The following is a 21,649-nucleotide window of genomic DNA, read 5'->3' as shown; positions in this document are numbered from 1 at the left end:
CTCGCGCCATCAGAGATGTGTATAAGAGACAGGCTCCGATTCGTGGACTAAACAGGCGTATCGGACTAAGTTCTCGCCCGCCGGCCCGTTCGCGAGGACGTGCGTGTCGTAGCCGACGCCCTCGCGGTCGCGGATCTCCCCGCACGTCTCGTAGGTCTCGGTTCCCTCGAGTCCATTGGCCGACTTCACCTCGGCGCCGTCCTCGTCGACGACGACGTACGAGTGCTCCTCGGCGGCACCGTGGAGGACGACGCCGTCGAACCCGGTCGTCTTCAGCGCCTGCGGTAGCGTGCCGCCGAACGTCGAGTCGAAAAAGCCGTTCGTCATCGGGCTCACGAAGCCGACGACGCCGCGGGACGTCGACTGGAACGGGGTGGCGTTCATCGGCCCGACCGCCAGCGCCAGCACGTTCTCCGGATCGAACGGATCCGCGTCGACGGGAACGTGTTCGGCGACCTGTTTGGCGACGAACCCGTTCCCGCCGAGGAATCGCCGGGCGTCCTGAGGGTCGATCGATTCGATCTCGTTATCGCCGGTCTCGAGGTCGACGTGGAGGATCTCGCCGCCGTACACCGAGGGGAGCGTCTCGGACATTGATATGAACACCGTACAGCGGAGAGCCCCTTAATTCATCGGCAGTGTTCCTGCGTGTCGAATGGACATCGACGGTCGTCGGTGCATCGAGAGGGCTCCGCGGACGACACTCTCGTTCGACACGGACAGTGCCTTCGCTCACGCGCGCAGTGGCTTTTTCCGGATAGCCGCGATACGTTCCCCGTGACTCGACTTTCGACCATCGTCATCCTCGTGGGTCTCGCGAGGGTCGTCCCGTTACCGCCACCGCTCGGAATCGTCCTCGGTGCCCTTCTAACGCTCGTTGGCGCCGGACTCAGACGGTTCACCGAGAACTAACGCGTTCCTCGAGGGGAGTCGGCTCCGGTACGGGAAGTCGACAACTGATTGCACTCCGATTGGGGCGCTCGAGCGAGCACCTCTCGAACGATCCGTCGCCGGCATCGAGCCGTGACGTCTGCGGCAGACCTTTCCCTGCTCGCGACGAGTATCGCTATGGCGATCGAAGCCTCGTTTACCGCGACGGAGGGTGAGTTCCCGCTCGCCGAGGTGTTCTCGAAGTTTCCGGCAGCGAGGATCGAGCTGGATCGCGTCGTTCCGACGAACGACGTGTTGATCCCGTACTTTTGGCTGCAAGAAGAGGGGTCGTCGGAGATCGATCTGGAGGGGATCGACCACCCGGGGATCGACGACCTTCGGATCGTCGACGACGTCGACGGGGCAGTGTTCGTCCGCATCGACTGGGACTTCGAGTACGAGAGCGTCCTCACCGCGATCCTCGAGACCGACGTGGCGCTCGTCTCGGCCGTCGGCGAGGAGGGAAAGTGGACCTTCGAGGTCCGCGGAACCGAACAGCGGGACGTCTCGGCGTTTCAGTCCTACTGCAAACGCCACGGCATCCCGGTGGAGCTGACCCAGCTCCACGCGCTCTCGCCGCTCGAGTCGGGTCAGGAGTACGACCTCACTGAAGCCCAGCGGGAAGCGCTGACGCTGGCGTACGCCCGCGGGTTCTACGACTCCCCGCGCGAGGTTACCCAGAGGGAGGTCGCCGACGAACTCGAGATCTCCCGGCAGGCGCTCGCCTCTCGGCTCCAGCGCGGAACCAGACGGCTGATCGCGAGCACGTTGGTTGGCCCATCCGACTAATACGTATAAACATATTACGAGAGTAAAAGTCAGACTCAGGGACGACCCGTACGAACGCTACGGTATGAGGGAACGCCAGCGCCAGGTGTCGACCCGATTGGAACGGGGCGACGCTACGGCCGGGGGGAAGGGGGTCGGAACGAATACCGGTTACAGAGACCAAGCCCATGGGTGAGTCGGACGACCCAGGATCGAACGGCGAACAGGTGGTCGAACGGCAAGGGACCTATGACCACGAACGACACGGTGAGGTCGAAGTAACGGGGATCTGGAAGGGCGTCGAGGAGGTCGACGGGACGCGCGACGCCAACGAGAACGACGTCTACATCGTTCGCTACTCCACCGAGGAGGACGGGAGAGAGGTCGACGAACTCACCGACACGCTCGACGAGTTCCTCGAGGCCCTCGAGTAGGGCTCGATACAGTCTCAGCTGGATCTTCCATCGACATTACGAGCGCCATCAGTGGGGTGAGGCCTGGCGGTTCGACGGCAAGACCTCGAGGATGCCGACGAAGTCGGCGACGATGGATATCGCCATTACCGGCCGTCACTGGTAGTCGGATAACCCTCTGGGTTCGGGAAGAGCACCGTCGGCGAACGGTGTGTGGGTTGTGAGCGTTCTTCGGGCCGAACTGGGAGTGGGGCCGACCGTTGTTCTCACCAATCGCCGAAGCAGCTTCGAACGCGCTCCGGATCGTCGGACGCCTCGAGCGCCAGCAGCAGCTTGATCCGTGCCTTGTGTGCCGGCAGATCGTCACCGCTGATGGCGCCGTGATCCCGAAGCGTCTCGCCACCGCCGTTGCCGTAGATCGCGGCGAGCGGTCCGGCGTGGGATCGCGACGTCACGACGACGGGAATTCCGCTCTCGATCGCGTCGCGAACGGCGTCGCTCAGCGTCTCGCTCGTGTTCCCGAGGCCGAACCCGTCGAGGACGATCCCGTCGGCGTCCTCCTCGATCGCGAACCGGAGCTGTCGGTCGCTCATCCCCTGTCCGGAGGCGACGATCGGGACGGTCTTCTCCGACCGCAGCGCGTCGATCGACTCGGCGTAACTCCCCGGCTCCCGGTATAGCCGCACGTCGTCGCGAGTGAACTGCGCGATCGGCCCCTTGTCCGGCGACTCGAACGTCTCGAGCTTTCGAGTGTGGGCTTTCGTCACGTCGCGGGCCGCGTGTAGCTCCTCGTTGAACGCGATGTAGACGCCGCTTCGGATCTCGTCGTGAGCCGCGGCGCGAAACGACGTCACGAGGTTCGCGGGGCCGTCGGTGCTGACCTCGTCGGGGCGGCGCTGGGCGCCGGTGAAGACGATCGGGAGCGCCAGCTCGAGGGCGAGATCGAGATGGTAGGCCGACTCCTCCATCGTGTCGGTGCCGTGGGTGACGACGATCCCGTCGGCGACGTCCTCGACCTCCCGCGCCTTCTCGCCGAGCTCGGCGACGTGTTCCTGCTCGAGGTTGAAGCTCCCGAGCTGGGTGACCTGATCGACCAGGATCTCGTCGGCGTACTCCTCGAGTTCCGGCACCGACTCGATCAGCGCCTCGCCGCTCTCGGACGGCGAGGCGCCACCGTCGCCCGGCGTGCTCGCGATCGTGCCGCCCATGCTCAGTACCTGGACCTCCGTGCCGTCATCCTCCCGGCGTTCGTCGGATTCGTTCGATCCCTTCATCTCGTCGCTAGCTGCGGTGGCGTTGCTCGTAAGGGTGGCTCCGCCGGCGATTCCCGCCAGTTGCATGAACGACCGTCTGTCGGCGTCGTACTGGGGCATCGTGTACTGTGCGAGCAGGTGCCAAAATAAGGGTGTGCCTCGCTGCAAAATAGGAGCGGGCTCGAGCGGGGGGATACCACTATTTCCCTCGGGGCCGAAGAGACCCGTATGAGCGTAGACACGATTCTGGTAACCGTCGGCGAGGAGGATCGGGGACGCGCCGACGAAATCGCCAGCGCCGTGATCGACGTCGCCGCCCCGGCGGGCGCGACGGTCGTGCTCGTTCACGTCCTCACCGAGGAGACGTACCGACAGGCGGTTTCACAGACCGAATCGGCGAACAGCGAGGAGCCACGCGAGTGGGTAAAACGGTGGTCGCAGACGGAACCGGCCACCCAACCGGGGATCGAGGGCGACGTTCCGGAGTGGGTGAAAGCGTGGTCCGAGAGCGGCGACGCTGCGGCCCGAACCGAGCCGCCGTCCGCGGAGGGGATCGAGACGGTTCTCGAGCGAAAGGAGCTGATTCGGGAGTTCACGGCGGCCCTCGAGGAGGCCGATGTCGACTACGAGATCCGCGGCGACGTCGGCGATCCGACCGATCGCGTCCTGGCCGCGATCGAGGACGTCGATCCCGACTTCGTCGTGGTCGGCGGCCGCGATCGCTCTCCCGCCCGGCAGGCGCTGTTCGGCAGCGTCTCCCAGGAAATCCTGCGATCGGTGGATCGACCCGTGATCTCGGTTCGGGAGTCCGATCGGTCGTAGCGGTGGTCACGGCCCACCGTGTGCTTCTCGTCTCAGCTGTCGAACGGTTCGATGACGGGGGCCAGCAGGCTCGGAGAGCCGGTAGATGCGGGCCCCGATCACCGTCCTCGAGGGGGTGACTCGACGTCGAGAGTACGATCAGACTGTTGCGGTGAGCCAACGTATATCGTACGTACCGTTGTACGTGAGACTGTTCCGTACTGAACATGCACCCGCTCCGTACGATCTCGACGCGCGCTCGAGATCACCTGCGCGAGGCCGCGTACGTCGACCCAGGGGCGATTCGTATCGATACGCGGGCGCTCGCCGCGTTCCGGATCGGTGCCGGGTTGCTCATTATCGCGGACGTGCTGCTCCGGGCTCGGAACTTCACGTTCTTCTATACGGAGGCGGGCGTCGTCCCACAGTCGCTGGCCAGGGAGATGGCGGCGGATAACGCGATCTCGGTCTACTACCTCACGACGGACCCGACCGCGATCGCGGCGCTGTTCGTCCTGACGATACTGGTCGCAGTACAACTGATCGTCGGCTACAAAACGCGGATCGCGGTCGTGCTCTCGTTTCTCCTGGTCGTCTCCCTGGATCATCACAACCCCTTGGTCCTCAGCTTCGCGGACACGCTGTTTCGGATGTTGCTGTTCTGGGCGATCTTCCTGCCGCTGGGGGAACGCTGGTCGGTCGACGCCCTCCACGCCGATTCGCCGCCGAGGACCGGAATCGCGAGCCTCGCGTCCGCGGCGATCCTGGCCCAGATCGTCTACATGTACGTCCTCAACGGCTACCACAAGCGCGAATCCGAGCTGTGGACCGGCGGCGAGGCGACCCCGCTCATCATGGGGCTTGACAACACGACGTTCCTCCTCGGCGATCTCATGCGGAACGTCCCGACGCTCCTGCAGTACGGCGGACTGACCTGGTACTACATGCTGCTGTTCGCCTGGCTCCTCGTGTTCCTCCGGGGGCACGCACGCACGCTCCTCGTCGCCATGTTTGTCGGCGGCCACGCCTCGTTCGCGATCACGGTCCGGATCGGCGCGTTCGCCTACGTCGCGATCGTCGGCCTGCTTCTGTTCCTGCAGGCGCCGGTCTGGGACAGACTGGAGGTCCTCGTTCGCTCCGCACCGATCGACCGATCCCGACTTGCCCACGCCCGAACCGAACTCGAACGGATCGGCTCCCGGCTCCCGCGGGCTCGGATCAACTCGGCGACCTTCGGACGCGCCAGGACGACCGTCTACACCGTCGTGCTGGTCGTCGCGGTGGTCTCGCTTCTCGTCGTCCCGACGCTGTCGTACCTGCCCGTCGCCCAGTTCGTCGACGAGGAGGACGGGCTGAAGGACCGCATCGACGACAGGGCCGATGCGATCCGGATCTCCCAGCCCGACTGGACCGTCTTCGCACCGCATCCACGAACCGTCGACCGGTACTACGTCTTCCCGGCCGAAACCGAGGACGGGAACACGGTCGACGCGTACAACGAGCGGCCGTTGACCTACGAGAGACCTCACGACGAGCTCCAGAAACAGTTCGGCACGTATCGGGAACGCTTCTACATGAACAGCGTCAGACGCGGCGGTCCCGACGACGTCGTGTCCGAAACCCTCGCAGAGCATCTCTGTGAGACGTGGGCGGACCACCACGGCGAGGACCTCGCCCGCATCAATATGTACTACGTCGTCGAGGACGTCACCCTCGAGACGATCGACGAGCCGGCGGATCGGGACCGCGAGATACGACCGATCTACGCCCACGGCTGCGGCGACAACGAACCGAGGGAGATCGCTCCGCCCGAGTGAGGATCGTCCTGGGAACCGAGTAGCGCCGTCGGCGAGCCCCGCGTGAGCCGCGAGCGTCTCGCTCGTGTTTCCAGGGTCGCTTCCCTCGTTGACGAAGCGATATCCGGTGACGGATCGGGCCGAGGACGGGGATCGACGACCGATAGTCGGCGAACTGGTGAGAACGGATCGGACCGTGATTCGGGCCCATGGTGTGGTGGAGTGGAGTATCTACCGCCGATTATTCGAGCGGTGGAACACTGCGAGAGCTTATACTGGAAGCGGTGAACAGTAGCTCGCCGCGGCTCTCTTCGGCCACCGTTACCAATGAGTTCCGAATTTCCACACCTGTTCGACGCTGGACGTATCGGCTCCCTCGAACTCCGAAACCGCCTCGTCGTGGCGCCGATGGGAACGAACTACGCCACCGCCTCCGGGGAGGTTACCGACCGGCTGCTCGACTACTACGCCGAACGCGCGGCCGGAGGGGCCGGACTCGTCACCGTCGGTACCGCAGCCGTCGAGTACCCGCGAGGACGCGCGATCGTCAACCAGCTTTCGATCGCCGACGACGGCCGCATTCCGGGGCTCTCGAAGCTTTCCCGTCGTATCCACCAGCACGGGGCGAACGCGTTCGTACAGCTCCATCACGCCGGCGGCGGGACCACGGCGAAGAAAACCGGCGGCGTCCAGCCGGTGGTCTGTTCGAGCGTCGAAAACGCGTACAACGCTCGGGATCCGCGGGTCCTCGAGACCGAAGCGGTCGAATCGGTAGTGGAGCGCTTCGTCAACGCCGCGAAACGCGCCCGGAAAGCGGGGTTCGACGGCGTGGAACTGCACGGCTCGCACGGCTACCTCATCCAGGAGTTCTTGTCCCCGCGAAACAACCGGCGGGACGACCGCTACGGCGGGAGCCTCGAGGCCCGCATGCGGTTCGCGACGGAGATCGTCGAGGGAGTTCGGGACGCGGTCGGCGACGATTTTGCGCTGTCGTTCCGGCTGAGCGCCGACGAGTTCGTCGACGGCGGCTACGGCCTCGAGGAGGCCACGCAGATGGCCGAACAGCTCGCTACGGCCGGCGTCGACGTCCTCAGCGTCACGGTTGGCGCCTACGGCTCGCCGNCCCGGGTCCTCGAGCCGATGAGCTACGAGGAAGCCTGGCGATCCCGGTACGCCGCGGCGATCGGCGAGGCCGTCGACGTCCCGACCATCACCGTCGGGGTGATCCGCCAGCCGGAAACGGCCGAGGCGGTGCTCGCAGACGGCGACGCCGACTTCGTCGCCGTTGGTCGCGGTCACATAGCGGATCCCCACTTCGCGCGCAAGGCTCGAGAGGGACGCCTGGAGGAGATCAACCGCTGTATCGGCTGTAACGTCGGCTGTATCGGCGAGGGAATCTTCGCCGACAGGGAGCTGGGCTGTACAGTCAACCCGACGGTGGGCCGCGAGCGAGAGTTCGCCACCCTCGGGCCCGCACCAGAGCGCCAGCGGGTGCTCGTCGTCGGCGCCGGGCCTGCGGGACTTCAGGCGGCCATCCGAAGCGCCGATCGGGGACACGACGTCGCGCTGTACGACGCGGCCGAGGAGGTGGGCGGGCAGCTTCACCTCGCGGCCGCCCCGCCCGGAAAGGAGAAAAACGGGTGGTACCTCGAGTATCTTGAGCGCCAGCTCGAGCGCCGTCCGATCGACGTCCAGCTGGGGGAGCGCGTCGATCGAGCGACGGTGGAGACGGTCGACCCCGACGCCGTCGTCGTGGCGACCGGGGCCCGTCCCCGCGGGATCAGCGTTCCGGGAGCCGACGGATCACACGTCGTCCAGTCGTGGGACGTCGTCGACGGCTCCGTTTCGGTCGACGACGAGACGGTGGTCGTCGTCGGTGGCGGCGACGTGGGCTGTGATACAGCCAGGTTCCTGGCCGATCGGGGCTGTGAAGTCACCGTGGTCGAACAGACCGATCGGATCGCGCCGGACAAAGAGCGGATCAGCCGCATCGACGTGCTCCGGACTCTCGAGTCAAACGACGACGTCGCACTCGTCACGGGAGAGACGGTGCTATCCATCGAAGAGGAGGCCGTGACCACCGTCCGTCCCGACGGCTCGGAGGCCGCCTACGAGGCCGACCGAGTGGTGCTCGCGGTGGGACACGAGCCGAACGACGGCCTCGCCGACGAACTCGAGGAGCACCCCGGGCCTGTCTACGTCGTCGGCGACGCTCGGGAGTCCCGAGACGTCTACCGCGCGACCCTCGACGGCACCGAGGCCGGCATCTCGATCGGCGACCCGTACCGGACCTTCAGCCCGCGGTCGTGACGCACACCCGACCGTGACCGGGAGCTCCCGTCGCCGGGTGTCGGCGGGCGACCCGAGGATAGAACCACGCGACCGGGTCCCACTCGCCGAGACCCGAGCGACTGGTCCGCACCGGGTCGGCCCACGATTCTACGGCGCTGGAAACCGGGCCGCCATACTATGATCGGCGGCAGCGTAGATGCGGCCCATGTCGTATCCGATCCGCGTCGCAGACGTCATGAGCGCGCCGGTAGTCACGGCTGCGCCGAACGAGACGGTCGCCGACGCCGCGGGGATCCTCCTCGAAGAGGACATCAACTCGGTCGTGATCGTCGAGGCCGACGAGGTCGACGAGGTCCACAAGGTCGTCGGCATCGCCACCGGAACGGATCTCATTCGAGCGCTCGACCGGAGCGAGTCGCCGCGCGAAAAGCTACTGGCGGACGTCATGTCCGCGCCGGTCGCGACGACCGATCCGGCCGCCGAACTCAAAGACGCCCTCGAGACCATGCACGATCACGGGGTAGCGCGGCTGGTGGTTGTCGAAGACGACCGTCTCGTCGGCCTGGTGAGCACCGACGACGTGATCCGGTACGCCCCGCAGGTCTTTCACCGTCGGACGCTCGCCACCGGTTACGAGTCGAGGCCCCAGTACCGCGCTAGACAGGAGACCGAGTACGAACACGCCGACTGGACGTTCGAGTGTTCGACGGTCTCCGCCGACGGCCTGAGCGTGGGCGATCGGGCGGAGTTTTCGAAAACTATCTCCGAGGCGGACGTGCGGTCGTTCGCGACGGCGTCGGGCGACACCAACCGGCTCCACCTCGACGAGCGCTACGCCGGTGAGACGCGGTTCGGCCGGCGAATCGTCCACGGGACGCTCGTGAGCGGGCTTATCAGCGCCGCCCTCGCCAGGCTTCCCGGGGTCACCATCTACGTCTCCCAGGATCTGGCGTTTCTGGCACCGCTCGACCTCGGCGAGCGCGTTACGGCGGTCTGTGAGATCGTCGGCGAGATCGGCGATCGGAAGTTCGAACTGACGACCGACGTCCTCGATTCGGACGGCGAGCGAGTTCTCGAGGGAGAGGCGACGGTGCTGGTCGACGACGAACCCGAAACGGCGACCGTCGAGGTCGAAGCGATCGCTTAGTGGTCACGGATCTCGAAGATCCCCCGATGCCGACGATACGTCGAGCACGATCGATTCGTTCCGGCGTTCAGGGCGTGGACGCGGATCCGCTCGAGTCCCGAAACCTACCGATCCCGTAGTAGAGCCCGCCGACGACCGCCGCGATTCCGTAACAGACGACGGTGAAGGGGATCCAGTAGATCCAGAGACCGTACTGCGGGAGCACGTAGCTCCCGACGACGGTCATCGCGAGCAAGAGCGCGTATCCCGGCGCCGCGAACGGCGTCATCAGCCGGGTGTCGAGGACGCCGAGGGTCAGAGGGACGAACAGCAGGCAGAACGCGACGACCGTCGCCGGGCCGAACAGGGCCCGAAGCGCGAACTCGCGATACTCGTTCATGCGATCCGCTCGAGGCCGTAGCGCTCGAGCAGTCGTTCCGTAATCTCGGTCGTCCAGCGCACCTGCGTCGCCGGGTCGAGCATGAAGTCCGTGAGCTCGACGAGGAATCCGGGGCGCTCGAGGTCGCCGCCGACCTTGTGGATCAACAGCGGGTTCGAGCCGGTCTGCGTGTTCCCCATCGTGAACCGATGGGGGAGCATGAGCCGCGGAACGTGCGCGTCGTTCATGTGCTCGATCACCGCCCGGGCATCGGCGGGGGCGTCGTCCGCTCCCGTCGGAAAGATGGCCTGGCCGACCCACCGGTCGTGGGTGTTGTAGATCCCTCGAGAGCGATGCAGGTCGAGCACGACGTCGGGATCGTAGCGTTCGACCTCCGCCCACAGCGCCCGTGCGAGTTCGGTCGTCGGCTCCTCGCCGGAGGGGAACTTCCGGTTCAGGTCTCCCTCCGGGCCGTCGCGGGTGTTTCGCTCGACAGCGACGATCTCGGCCCAGGGGATCACGACTAGCGTTCCCTGCTCGACGCCCCAGCCGATCACCTCCTCCGCAGCGCGGTAGCCGTTCGTTTCGCCGCCGTGGATCCCGCCGAAGACGACCGCCGTCGGGCCCGACTCCGGCGCCTCGAGTTCGAACAGCGGCGTCTCGCGGTCGGTCCCCTCCATGATCGAGTGGGTCTCGAGGTCCATCGACGAGTGGGGGGAGGGCGGCTCGCCCGGTCCCGACGACTCGCCCCTCGAGCGGAGGACGCTCGCGCCCGCGACCAGGCCGGCGGTCGCGGCCCCGGCACCGAGCACCGTGCGTCGCTTCATGTGTGTTCTTTCTCGAGCGCGTGAAGATAAATCGTGCGTCGGCTGGCCGATACGAAACGGTGGGTACGGCTACCCCATATCTCGGTGATATCGACGCGCAAACGGAGAGCGCACATTCGGGTACTACCGGTTGTCGTACCGGCGCGGCCGTCAGCCACCTCTCGTCGGCGGTCGCGTCGGTTCAGGTTACCACGATCAGGACGGTGGAGACGGCGACGAGGGCGACGTGGAACGCGGCGTGTGCGATCATCGCGGTCTCGAGCGACCGCCGCCAGAACAGCCAGCCGAGAACGACGCCGACGAGCGCGTTCAGCAGGACGGTTCGGACGATCAGCGGAGTTGTGAGCTCGGTCATCGAGGCGAGTGCGGGCAGGTGGCCGACGCCGAACGCGACGGCGCTCACTCCGATGGCGACCCACACGATCGTCCCGGACGGCGCCTCGGTCGCGTCGCCGACCCTGTTTCGTCCCCACCAGAGGACGTACGCGAGGGGTGCCATGAACCCCCATCGGAGGAGAATCTCCTCGGTGATGCCGCCGTAGAACAGCCGCATCGGAACCGAGGCGAAGAGTTCGCTCAGGGCTTCCGCATCCGTCGGGGTGTCGCCGGCGGGGAACTGCGTGAACTGTGCGAACGCGACGTCGAGGACGGCGACGAGCACGAATAGTCCCGCGCCCAGCGCCGCCGCGAGCGGAAGCGAGTCGCGTACCTCGCTCCAGTTCGGACTGCGGCCGGCCGCCCACGCGAACACGTGAGAGTCGAACTCGAGGCGCGTGGCCGTGACCGCGCCGAGGGCGACGGCTATCACTAGCAGGAGCGCCGAGTTCACCGACGCGAGCACCACCAGCGTCGGGTACGAGACCGTCGACAGTTCGGGGAGCTCCCGCAGCATCGGGACGGAGTAAACTGCCAGGGCCAGCACGCCGACCATTCCGAGTGCGAACAGTGCGATCGCGCCGCGGGCGGAGGATTTTCGGCTTCGGGTATCGGTCATTCTCGAGCAACTGATCTCACATCTGATAAATAGCTGCTGATTCGCCGTCCGTCGTCGCCCCGCTACGCCGCAATGAACGACGAGCGGAAACGCTTCGTCGACGAGGTGTTCGATTGCGCCGCGAGATGGCGTAAGTGAGCGGGTCTCACAGCGGATGTCTCGAGCGAGCGACTGGTGCCGATCGGTTCTTTCTCGCACGAGCGTGGTACCCTCGATCTCTCACCGGACTGCTCGACACCCCCCAAAGACGTAATACAGGATCCGTCCCATCGACTCCAATGGGATCGCCGATCGAGGAGATCGAATTCATCGCCAGTTCGACCCATCGGGTCGGAGTACTCGATGCGCTCGCTGAACGGGGGTGCGACCGGGCCGACCTGCGATCGCGGACCGGCGCCCACGCGTCGACCGTCGGACGCGTCCTCGGCGATTTCGAGGAGCGACGGTGGATCGAACGGAACGGGCCGACGTACGAACTCACGCCGCTCGGCGAGTTCGTCGCCGAGCGCTTCGGCCGGCTGCGCGACGCGATGGAGACCGAGCTGAAACTCCGCGACGTCTGGCGGTGGCTCCCGCGGGAGATGGAGGAGTTCTCCGCGGAGCTGTTCGCCGACGCCGTCGTCTCCTACCCGGGTCCGGGCTACCCGTACGAACCGGTCGATCGAGTAATCCGGCTGGTCGACGAAAGCGACTCGGTGCGCGCGCTCGGGGCGACCGTGTTCAAGTCGGTCGCCAACGAGGCGTTCTGTCGAGCCGTCGAGGACGGCACGGAGATCGAGGTCGTGTACTCGCCGGCCGTCCTGGCGGCGACCGTCGCCTGGGATCCCGACCGGTTCGAGGAAGTGGCCGCCCGGGACCACTGCACCGTCCTCGTCCACGACGATCTCCCCGACAGGACGCGCTGCGGGATCGACATCTTCGACGATCGCGTGGGCATCTGCTGTCACGACACCGAAACCAGGGCGCTACGGGCGTGGGTCGACAGCGACGCGCCCGAGGCCAGAGCGTGGGCGCGAACCGTCTTCGAGCGGTACCGCGAGGAGGCGCGGCCTGTCGACGAAGACGTACTCGAGACGCCGGTTCCCGAGCAGTTCACGGTTCCGTAGCCGGGCCACGGTGGCCGGCGTCAGATGAGCCTCCGGCGGCCAGTGTGCGATCAAGTGCGACGATCGACGCGTCTCGGTTGCACGCCGCGCAATATTTCACTAGATAGTTACACGATCGCTCCCGGCGTCGTTTCAGGTGACGGCAGGTAATCGAACCATGACCGAACCCACACTGTCCGACGCGGGTACCGAGGCGGAAACAGTCACGTCAGCCGACGGAACCGAGATCGCGTTCGAACGAACGGGGAGGGGAACACCGCTCGTGCTCGTCCACGGAGCGAGCATCGACCGTCGGTACTGGGATCTCTCCGGTGTCCGCGAAACCCTCGCCGAACACCACACCGTCTACGCGATGGACTGTCGCGGTCACGGCCAGAGCGAACACCCCGGGGAGTTCGAGCTCGAACGGGAATTCGAGGACGTCGTCGCGGTCGTCGACTCGATCGACGAGCCCGTACACCTGCTCGCGGAGTCCGGCGGCGCGTTCCACGCGCTGGAAGCGGCCCTGCGGACCGACAACCTCCGCAGCCTCGTCCTGCACGAACCCGCCGTTCCGGGGTTCGAAGCTGCGCTCGACGTCGACGAGGTGTTCGCAACCATGCTGGCGCTGCTGGACGAGGGCGAGAACGACCGGGCGGTCACGGTCTTTCTGGAGGAGCTCGCCCTGCTCACGCCCGACGAGCTCGAGGCGCTGCGCACGGATCCGACGTGGCCGGCGTACGTCGATACCTTCCTCGAGACGATCCTCCCCAAGGTGGAAGCGGAAGTCGCCGCCGGCTACGAGTTCGACCCGGACCGGTTCGCGGCGCTGACCGTCCCGACGCTGCTCGTCGCCGGCAGCGAGAGCGGCGAGTGGCTTCTCGAGGCGACGGACGCGGTCGCCGACGCGCTTCCGAACAGCCGCGTCGTCACCATCGCCGGACACGGACACGAAGCGAACGTCACCGCGCCGGACCGGTTCACGAACGAGGTGCTCGCGTTCACCCGTGACCGACGGTGATCTGGGGCAGTGAACACAACTTCGGCTATACTGTTTTGGTGTGTCACCGAGTAGCAACCGTATGAGTGCGACACTCGAGGAGGTCGAGTTCCTCGCCAGTTCCGCCCACCGCACCGGGGTACTGGAAGCGCTGGCCGAGCGCCCGTGCGACCGACACGACCTGCGCGAGGCGACGGGTGCCTCGTCGCCGACCATCGGTCGCGTGCTCGCGGATTTCGAGGAACGCCACTGGATCGAGCGCGACGGCAGGTGGTACCGGCTGACTGGACTGGGCGAGTTCGTCGCCGACCGACTGGCGGCGTTCGTCGACGCGATGGCGCTCGAGCGCCGGCTTCGCGACGTCTCCCCGTGGCTCCCGTACGAACTCGATGGCTTTCGGGTCGGCTTGCTCGCCGACGCGGTGGTCTCGTACCCGGGGCGGGGGTATCCGTACGAACCGATGGAGCGAAACCGGGAGCTCATAGACGACACCGAGACGATTCGAGGGTTCGGAATGGTGCTGTTGAAGGCGAGCGTCCTCGAGCACTTCTTCGAGAGCGTCTTCGACGGGCTGGCGGTGACGATGATCTACCCACCTGCGGTGTTCGAGTCCGTCCACGCGTGGAATCCCGAGCTGGTCGCGGAGGCGGCCGAGCTCGACACCCACGACGTGTACATCCACGACGGTCTTCCGAACAGCGACTGGTGCGGTATCTGTCTCACCGACGACCACCTGAGCGTCTGCTGTTACGAGCCGGACTCCGGGATGATCCGATCGCTCGTCGACACCGATTCGCCGCGGGCGTACGAGTGGGGGGAGTCGATCGTCGAGCGATATCGTGCGGCTGCGACGCCCCTCGACGAAGCGGGGGACCTCCTCTCGGTCGATCCGCTCGCGTGATCCAACCGCGGAATCGAACCGGTGCCGACGACGCCGAACCCGTTCTCGAGCGCTCGAGGGTTCACGGAGTGAAACGATTTCACGCGGGCGATTGACGCCGGTTCGCGGTGTATCTCCGTTCGTGATACTATGAGCGATCAGACGCACTCATCGACTGGCTGGCAGCTCGACCGCAGCGCCCCCGAGGCCTACGAACGCTACCTCGTGCCGGCGATTTTCGTCCCGTGGGCGGAACGCCTCGTCGACCGAGCCGACGTCGGGAACGGGGATCGAGTGCTCGACGTCGGCTGCGGAACCGGCGTCGTGGCGCGACACGCCGCCGCCCGAGTCGGCGAGACCGGCTCGGTGGTCGGACTGGACGTCAACGAGGGGATGCTCGAGGTGGCAGCGAGGACCGCAACCGAGGCACGACTCGAGATCGAGTGGCGAGCGGGTGATGCAACTGAGCTGCCGTTCTCCGAGGGAGCGTTCGACGTTGTCTGCTGCCAGCAGACACTCCAGTTCGTCGACGATCCGACGGCCGCACTCGAGGAGATGCGTCGCGTCCGCGAGTCGGATGGCTGCGTGGTGATAAGCGTCTGGCGGCCGCTGGAGCACCAGCCCGGATACGTCGTGCTGGCCGAGGCGTTAGAGCGCCACGTCGGCGAGGACGCCGGTTCGATGATGCGCTCGCCGTTTCCCGCGTGGCGCGGGGCGGAGCTTCGAGCGTTCGCCCGCGATGCCGGGTTCGGTGAGGCGTCGGTCGCAATCGAGATCGGCTCGGTGCGTTACCCCTCGGCCGAGGAGTTCGTGCGCAGGGAGGCGGCGAGTTCGCCGCTAGCCGAGTTCATCAGCGGCGTGGGCCAGGACGTTCGAGAGGCGCTCGTCTCGACCGTCGAGGGCGGGCTCGAGGCGTATACCGACGACGACGGGATCGTCTTCCCGATGGAGTCGTTCGTCCTCACCCTGCGATAGCGGAGCGGGGGGTGGTTTCCCTCGATCCCCGGAAACCGCGAGCTTCGGGTGGGGAACCCCAGGAACCGACCGCTTCCAGAGCGTGAAACGATTTCACGCGGGCGATTGACGCCGGTTCGCAGCGTCGTTTTCATTGGGACGATGATAGCTTCCAACAGTCGGACGGCGAACGCGGAGGACGAACCGATACGGATCGACGACCTCGACCAGCGCAGTATCGACCACGTGCTGACGACGACGCGGGCAGTTCGACGGCGACTCGATCTCGAGCGACCGGTCCCCCTCGAGGTCGTAAACGAATGTCTGGAGATCGGACTCCAGGCCCCGACCGGATACAACCTGCAGAACTGGCGCTGGCTGGTGATCACCGACGAGGAAACCCGCCGGGAACTGGCGGAGATCTACCGACGGTCGCTCGAGCCCTTCGTCGAGCTGATGGACGACGAACTCCCCGAGGACGAGCAGACCCGGAGGGTCGCCGCGTCGTCGCTGTACCTGGCCGAACACCTGCACGAAGTGCCGGTTCACGTGATCCCCTGTACTACCCTTTCGGTCAGTGGGGAACGCGAGCTGTGGGATCGCATGGAGTACGAATCGGACCCCTTGAACATGGCCGCCTCGTCCGTCTACGGAGAGGTGTGGCCCGCCGCGTGGAGCTTCATGCTCGCCCTGCGAAGCCGCGGACTGGGGTCGTCACTCACCATGATACACCTGGCGGAGGAACCGACGGTGGCCGAACTGCTCGAGGTCCCCGACGGCGTTTCGCAGGCTGGGTTGATCCCGGTCGCCTACTTCAAGGGTGAAGACTTCAGACGAGGGAACCGACGTCCGCTGGAAGAGGTCGCGTTCTACGACCGCTGGGAACGGACCGATCCTCTAGGGTAGGCGATCAATGAAGGTCAGTCAACTGGGGGATTACCGTCAGATCAGTGTCTTATGGTCGCACGGGGCTCAGAACAGCTTGTATCTTGGATCGAATTTCGACGCGTAGTACTCGCCGAACAGGTCTGCGAGCATCGTTCCAAAGCAGCTCGAGGACTTGCTCGCTTCTCAAACCCCGCTAACTAGACGGTTCCGTACAAACGATCGCCTTCCGAAGGTGGAACGTTCCCCCGATCTGCATTTCTCATTGCGTGGGACTCGAGGGGTAGATAGAGTACTTCGACCAGCGTAGCTCCGGGTATGTCAACCGACGACTCTCTAGTTCGGACGGTTCTGATACTCGTCGCCGTGATCCTGTTGCTACCGCTTGTTATGATGATTCTGGCGATGCCGGTAATGGGGTTGTGGGGGTGGGGTCACATGTGGGATGGCGGTGCGTGGAACGGAACCGGGGCGGCGTGGATGTGGCTCCTCATGGCGATCGTTCCGGTGGCTACCGTTCTCGTAGTTGGGTACTTGCTGTACCGTCTCCTTCGGCGACCTGCCGCTCGACGGTCCGATCCGGCGCTCGAGGAGTTGCGGATTGCCTACGCTCGAGGTGAAATTTCGGACGAGGAGTTCGAAGAACGTCGGAAACGTCTCGAGCGTACGGAGTAGCGTTCACAAGTACCGTGTCAGCGCTACCGGAAAGAAGTCACGTCACAGGCGCTGGGAACGGCAACTGCTGCCAAGGGCGTCTCCCCCGACGATCCGATCCGATCACCGCGCTCGACGACTTACGAGACCGCAAAGTGAGAGAGAAGCCGGCTACAGTTCGAGATTCCGCAGACGGGCCGAGTTCGTGATAACCGACAGACTGGAGGTGAACATCGCAACGACGGCGATGACCGGGTGGAGAAGCCCGAAGAACGCGATCGGGATCGCCACCGTATTGTAGACGAACGCCCAGAAGAGGTTCTGCTTGATCTTCGAGAAGATCCGTTCCGAGAGGGTAAACGAGTTCACGAGCGCATCGAGCGAGCCTCGAACGAGGCTGACGTCGCTGGACTGGATGGCAATATCGGTCCCGGTCCCGATGGCGACGCCGACGTTCGCCTGCTTCAGCGCCGGGGCGTCGTTGATGCCGTCGCCGACCATCGCAACCTCGTACCCTGCGTCCTGTAGCTCGCGGACTTTGTCGATCTTGTCCTCCGGGAGGACGCCGGCCATGACGCGATCGGGATCGATGTCGACCTCGTCGGCGATCGCGCGGGCCGTCCGCTCGTTGTCGCCGGTGATCATCCAGGTCTCGAGCCCGCGGTCGTGGAGTTCCTGGATCGCGTCGTATGATTCTTCCTTGATCGTATCGGCCGTACTGACGACGCCGACGACCTCGTCCTCGACTCCGACGAGCACGGTCGTCTTGCCCTCCTCCTCGAGGGCGTTCAGCTCCGCTTCGAAGGCGAGCGGGATGCCGACCTCCTCGAAGAACGTTGTATTCCCGACGGAGACGGTTTGTCCGTCGATCGTCGCCGTAATCCCTTTTCCGGGGACGCTATCGAACTCGTCCGGTTCGGCCAGTTCGATATCCCGTTCCTCAGCGTAGTCGATAATTGCCTGTCCGATGGGGTGTTCGCTCCCTCGCTCGGCGGAGGCTGCGAGCCTCACGATGTCTCGCTCGTCGAATTCGGCCGCCGACTCATCGGCCACGGTGCTCCCACCGTCGCTGCGTGGCTGCCGGCTAGATTCCGTGACGACGTCCGTAACGGAGTGGTTGCCCTCCGTGATCGTTCCCGTTTTGTCGAGCACCACGACATCCAGGTCTTTCATCGTCTGGATGGCCTCTCCATCGCGGAAGAGGATGCCGTTCTCCGCGGCTTTCCCGGTTCCGGCCATGAGGGCCGTCGGCGTTGCCAGTCCGAGCGCACACGGACAGGAGATCACCAGGACTGCGACGGCCGCGAAGATTCCCAGCGTCAGGGGATCCAGTGCGAGGTCGACCCAGGGGAGAGACGCCTCGCCGAGACCTGCGATGACCGCCATCCCGTCCGGAAACAGGACCCACAGCACGAACGAGAGTGCGGCGAGGATCAGGACGGTCGGCACGAAGTAGTTGGTCACTCGATCCGTAAGCGCCTGAATCGGAACCTTCGTCCCCTGCGCTTCCTCGACCAGGTCGACAACCTGCGAGAGGAAGGTGTCGTCACCGACCTTCTCCGCACGAACTTTGAGTAGCCCCGCCTGATTCACGGTCGCTCCGATCACTTCGTCACCCGCTTCCTTCGTGACGGGATCGGACTCGCCCGTCACCATCGACTCGTCGACGTTGCTCCGTCCGTCGATGACCGTTCCGTCGACGGGCACTTTTTCGCCGGGGCGAACGATCATCACATCGCCGACTTCGACCTCGTCGATGGGGACCTCAACCTCTTCGCCATCCCGTTCGACCGCCGCCGTTTCCGCCTGCATCGAGACCAGTCCCTCGATCGCTGCGCTCGCTCGGCCCTTCGCTCGGTGCTCGAGGTAGGTCCCCACTTTGTGCGAGGCCATGATCATCGCACCGACGCCGGCGTAGTTCTCCATCGGCATCGCGAAGACCATGACGCCGGTCGCCCACGCGACGAGGGTCCCGATCGAAATCAGCGAATCCATGTTGAACGTCCCGTTTCGAACTCCCCTGTACGCGGATTCGTGGGTCGTCCGGCCGTAGTAGAAGACGACGATCGTGGCGAAGACCAACATCGCAACGTCGATCTGGAAGCCGGTTAAGACCTCCAGCGGCGTCCACATGAAGACCATCAGGAGAACGATCGGCGACGTGACGATCCACGCACGAATCGCTCTCCGGCGCATGTCCCGCAGCTCCGCCTCGTCTTCCATCTCCTGTTCGTCCTCGAGGAGTTCGTCGCGGACTCCGTAGCCGGCAGCGTCGACGGCGGAAACGAGCGTGTCGACGTCGACGTCCGCATCGTGGTGGACGTTCGCTCGCTCGGTTGCGAAGTTTACGGACGCGTCAGCGACCCCCTCGACGTCTTGCAGGCTCTCTTCGATGGTCGAGGCGCACGTCGTACACGACATCCCCGAAAGGGAGAGATCGGTACGTTCGAGATTCGATTGGTCGGTTTGCATGGTCTGTCCACCTCGTGCTAACCTACGAGATCCATTTTTAAGCGAGTTGTCGTTAACAGTATTCGACTCTCGACGGGGGCCGATCTTCGAATCCAAAGAAAGCGCTCGAGGTGGATTCACTTCTTGCCGTACTGATTCGCGTCACCGTTCTTTGCAGCCGGGCGCGAGAGGAGGGGACCTCCTCAAAAACGCCTCGAGCGAGAATGTCTGAATGCGGTGGGATCGATCGTCTGCGGGGGACCCTCGCCGGAACTCACTAGTTGTTCGGGCGTAGTTCGCACTCGAAACCACCACCTCACTAGTTACTCACGAGCGCCTCTACCGGCCGAAAACAGCTACTTACGATTTCGGAACTGGAACGATATTCACCATTGAAGCGGGACGTATCCGTGGATCCGCTTACAATGCGACGAGTAACACGACGCCGTATCCTGTACGCCACGGGAGCGACGGGCGCAATCGGTCTGACAGGCTTCGCGACCGCCAGCGAAGACGAGGACGAACACGATGGAACGGATCACGGAGAGCACCACGACGACGACCACGATCATCACGAAGAACACGGAGAACACATCGACTTCGACGAAGACTCCGAGTTCAACGAAGCGGACGTGATGTTCATGCAGGGGATGATCCCCCACCACGAACAAGCGATCGAAATGGCCGAGCTCATTCCCGGCCGGTCGGACAGCCGAGAGCTGTGTGAGCTCGGTCCGGAGATCATCGACGTCCAGCAAGCGGAGATCGAACAGCTACACGAGTGGCTGCGCGAAGCCGGAGTCGACGACCCCGAAGAGCACGAGATGGATCACGAGGAGATGGACGGCATGCTAACCGAGGAGGACTTCCAGGAGCTCCGCGAATCCGAGGGACAGGAGTTCGACTGCCTGTTCGCAGAACACATGATCGTTCACCACGACGGCGCGATCATGATGTCCGAACACGTCCTCGAGGAGGGAGCGTCCGAGCGCGTGGCCGATCTCGCGGACGAAATCATCGACGTTCAGCAAGAGGAGATCGAGATGATGGAGTGCTGGAAAGACCGGTGGAACTGCTAAAGCGGGAGGTTACATCTCGTCTCTTCGAGCGAGTACCGACTTCGGACCGGTATTTTTACAGGCGGTCAAGGCGGCTGTCCCGACCCTCGAGGCCGGGTTGCTGACGAACGGAGTAGGGGGCAGGTCACGGGAGGGTCGGGTTGAACTCCCCGGAGAGATATGCTTCACCGTTGGGTGTCATCCGGTACTTGCCTCGGTCGACCTTCTCGACCAGATCGGCCTCTTCGAGTTTTCGGAGGCGTCGATTCACCTCTTCTCGACTGTGATCGATGTTGTACGCGATGATCGCAGGAGTGAGAACCAAATCCGAAGAATGGAACAGGCTAAGAATTGCATCGTCCATCGGGACCATCCACTCCGTACTGGCTCGAATTTGAGCGGGTTCCGCCAGGAGAAGTTCCGTCCACTGCTCCCTCCGAAGGTCGTTCTGCACGGGACTGTAGAGTCCAAACAGGACGAGACACGCGGCAAGCCCGTGGATCCAGTGCACGAGGTTCGGGTACACGACCTCGGATAGCGGGCCACCGATTATGAACAGGAACAGACCGCTCATAGTGACGATGAAGAAGGGATCGTATTCGATGGCATACTGCTCTGCATACAGTAGGTAGAGTAACCCGGAACCGGCGACGATCCCCATTAAGAGGATGTATCCGGTGAAAAGATCTATCTCGATCATAGCTCTTCGTTCCGGCTCACTCTACTCTGGATGGTGTTGTTTTGAAGGATTACTACCCAAATCGTGAGCGCCAAAATCGTATAGATCGCCGCTCGAAAGGCCCGCAACCCCGTCGATTCCGTCCCTACCGTAAGTAGAACCGTATGATAGATCGTTGCTGCAGACATCACGATCGCCAGCAGCCCGATGGTCATCCCGAACGGGGATTCCCGGAAGATTCGCCACGACAAAAGTGCGAGCAATCCGGCTCCAGTGCCGGCAATGATGGCGAACGGAATGCTCAAATAGAATAACGGATGGTCCATATCCCCCCTATCGACGGAGGGCCAATAAATTTAGCACACATTCTGGGGGTTCTGGCCTCCTCGCACCGATCGGGATCCTGCTGTCGCCCGCCGTCCTC

General features: G+C 64.6%; 21 protein-coding genes. 13 read left to right on the top strand and 8 right to left on the bottom strand.

The window, feature by feature from the left end; genetic code table 11:
• Positions 1-9: 9 nt before the first annotated feature.
• Positions 10-594: an aldehyde ferredoxin oxidoreductase N-terminal domain-containing protein gene (locus C491_RS11730; protein ID WP_005556449.1), complete on the bottom strand. Its 585-nt coding sequence runs from the start codon at positions 592-594 to the stop codon at positions 10-12.
• Between the two features lie 474 nt (positions 595-1,068).
• On the opposite strand from C491_RS11730, the gene C491_RS11725 reads away from it, so the two are divergent.
• Positions 1,069-1,719: a helix-turn-helix domain-containing protein gene (locus C491_RS11725; protein WP_005556445.1), complete on the top strand. Its 651-nt coding sequence runs from the start codon at positions 1,069-1,071 to the stop codon at positions 1,717-1,719.
• A gap of 167 nt (positions 1,720-1,886) precedes the next feature.
• Positions 1,887-2,132 carry a hypothetical protein gene (locus C491_RS11720; protein WP_005556443.1) on the top strand — a complete coding sequence of 82 codons (246 nt, stop codon included), beginning with the start codon at positions 1,887-1,889 and terminating at the stop codon, positions 2,130-2,132.
• Between the two features lie 245 nt (positions 2,133-2,377).
• Here the strand turns inward: C491_RS11720 and C491_RS11715 are convergent, their stop codons facing one another.
• Positions 2,378-3,484, bottom strand: coding sequence for an asparaginase (locus C491_RS11715; protein ID WP_005556441.1), 1,107 nt, complete (start codon positions 3,482-3,484; stop codon positions 2,378-2,380).
• A 108-nt stretch (positions 3,485-3,592) separates the two neighbouring features.
• On the opposite strand from C491_RS11715, the gene C491_RS11710 reads away from it, so the two are divergent.
• The 4 genes from C491_RS11710 to C491_RS11695 all read left to right on the top strand — a co-directional run bounded on the left by C491_RS11710 (position 3,593) and on the right by C491_RS11695 (position 9,400).
• Entirely contained in the window at positions 3,593-4,186 is a 594-nt protein-coding gene (locus C491_RS11710; RefSeq protein WP_005556439.1) for a universal stress protein, read from the top strand.
• Between the two features lie 206 nt (positions 4,187-4,392).
• Positions 4,393-5,982, top strand: coding sequence for an HTTM domain-containing protein (locus tag C491_RS11705; protein WP_005556437.1), 1,590 nt, complete (start codon positions 4,393-4,395; stop codon positions 5,980-5,982).
• Positions 5,983-6,288: 306 nt separating this feature from the next.
• Complete coding sequence (locus C491_RS11700; protein ID WP_005556435.1) at positions 6,289-8,271, top strand: oxidoreductase; 1,983 nt, start codon at positions 6,289-6,291, stop codon at positions 8,269-8,271.
• Positions 8,272-8,458: 187 nt separating this feature from the next.
• On the top strand, positions 8,459-9,400 hold the full coding sequence (locus C491_RS11695) for a CBS domain-containing protein (protein WP_005556433.1): 942 nt from the start codon (positions 8,459-8,461) through the stop codon (positions 9,398-9,400).
• A gap of 67 nt (positions 9,401-9,467) precedes the next feature.
• On the opposite strand, the gene C491_RS11690 is transcribed toward C491_RS11695, so the two are convergent.
• From C491_RS11690 to C491_RS11680, 3 genes are all read right to left on the bottom strand, one after another.
• Positions 9,468-9,779, bottom strand: coding sequence for a hypothetical protein (locus C491_RS11690; protein ID WP_005556432.1), 312 nt, complete (start codon positions 9,777-9,779; stop codon positions 9,468-9,470).
• Entirely contained in the window at positions 9,776-10,585 is an 810-nt protein-coding gene (locus C491_RS11685; protein WP_005556430.1) for a M14 family metallopeptidase, read from the bottom strand. The genes C491_RS11690 and C491_RS11685 overlap by 4 nt, the downstream gene beginning before the upstream one ends.
• A 181-nt stretch (positions 10,586-10,766) precedes the next feature.
• Entirely contained in the window at positions 10,767-11,579 is an 813-nt protein-coding gene (locus C491_RS11680) for a CPBP family intramembrane glutamic endopeptidase (protein ID WP_005556428.1), read from the bottom strand.
• A 278-nt stretch (positions 11,580-11,857) separates the two neighbouring features.
• Here C491_RS11680 and C491_RS11675 point away from each other — a divergent pair, with 278 nt between their 5' ends.
• The 6 genes from C491_RS11675 (at position 11,858) to C491_RS11650 (ending at position 17,058) form a co-directional block, all read left to right on the top strand.
• A complete protein-coding gene (locus C491_RS11675; protein ID WP_005556426.1) occupies positions 11,858-12,685 on the top strand; it encodes a helix-turn-helix transcriptional regulator in 828 nt (275 codons plus the stop codon).
• Positions 12,686-12,842: 157 nt separating this feature from the next.
• Complete coding sequence (locus C491_RS11670) at positions 12,843-13,685, top strand: alpha/beta fold hydrolase (protein WP_005556424.1); 843 nt, start codon at positions 12,843-12,845, stop codon at positions 13,683-13,685.
• Positions 13,686-13,746: 61 nt separating this feature from the next.
• Positions 13,747-14,565 carry a helix-turn-helix transcriptional regulator gene (locus tag C491_RS11665; protein WP_005556422.1) on the top strand — a complete coding sequence of 273 codons (819 nt, stop codon included), beginning with the start codon at positions 13,747-13,749 and terminating at the stop codon, positions 14,563-14,565.
• Positions 14,566-14,694: 129 nt separating this feature from the next.
• Positions 14,695-15,519: a class I SAM-dependent methyltransferase gene (locus C491_RS11660; RefSeq protein WP_005556421.1), complete on the top strand. Its 825-nt coding sequence runs from the start codon at positions 14,695-14,697 to the stop codon at positions 15,517-15,519.
• 141 nt (positions 15,520-15,660) lie between these two features.
• Positions 15,661-16,404, top strand: a complete 744-nt coding sequence (locus tag C491_RS11655; RefSeq protein ID WP_005556419.1) for a nitroreductase family protein — start codon at positions 15,661-15,663, stop codon at positions 16,402-16,404.
• Positions 16,405-16,701: 297 nt separating this feature from the next.
• Positions 16,702-17,058 carry an SHOCT domain-containing protein gene (locus tag C491_RS11650; RefSeq protein ID WP_005556417.1) on the top strand — a complete coding sequence of 119 codons (357 nt, stop codon included), beginning with the start codon at positions 16,702-16,704 and terminating at the stop codon, positions 17,056-17,058.
• Positions 17,059-17,208: 150 nt separating this feature from the next.
• On the opposite strand, the gene C491_RS11645 is transcribed toward C491_RS11650, so the two are convergent.
• Positions 17,209-19,509, bottom strand: a complete 2,301-nt coding sequence (locus C491_RS11645; protein WP_005556414.1) for a heavy metal translocating P-type ATPase — start codon at positions 19,507-19,509, stop codon at positions 17,209-17,211.
• A 404-nt stretch (positions 19,510-19,913) separates the two neighbouring features.
• Here C491_RS11645 and C491_RS11640 point away from each other — a divergent pair, with 404 nt between their 5' ends.
• Positions 19,914-20,567 (top strand): DUF305 domain-containing protein, encoded by a 654-nt coding sequence (locus tag C491_RS11640; RefSeq protein WP_005556412.1) that lies wholly within the window; start codon positions 19,914-19,916, stop codon positions 20,565-20,567.
• Between the two features lie 124 nt (positions 20,568-20,691).
• On the opposite strand, the gene C491_RS23500 is transcribed toward C491_RS11640, so the two are convergent.
• The gene (locus C491_RS23500; RefSeq protein ID WP_005556410.1) at positions 20,692-21,246 is read right to left on the bottom strand and encodes a winged helix-turn-helix domain-containing protein; all 555 of its coding nucleotides are present in this window, start codon (positions 21,244-21,246) and stop codon (positions 20,692-20,694) included.
• A complete protein-coding gene (locus tag C491_RS11630) occupies positions 21,243-21,551 on the bottom strand; it encodes a hypothetical protein (RefSeq protein WP_005556408.1) in 309 nt (102 codons plus the stop codon). Before C491_RS11630 ends, C491_RS23500 begins: the two co-directional genes overlap by 4 nt.
• Positions 21,552-21,649 lie beyond the last annotated feature (98 nt).

It is taken from the genome of Natronococcus amylolyticus DSM 10524, from assembly GCF_000337675.1.
In the GTDB taxonomy this organism is placed as follows: Archaea; Halobacteriota; Halobacteria; order Halobacteriales; family Natrialbaceae; genus Natronococcus; species Natronococcus amylolyticus.
Note: the sequence above shows the minus strand (reverse complement) of the source record. Positions and strands in the feature narration are given on the sequence as shown.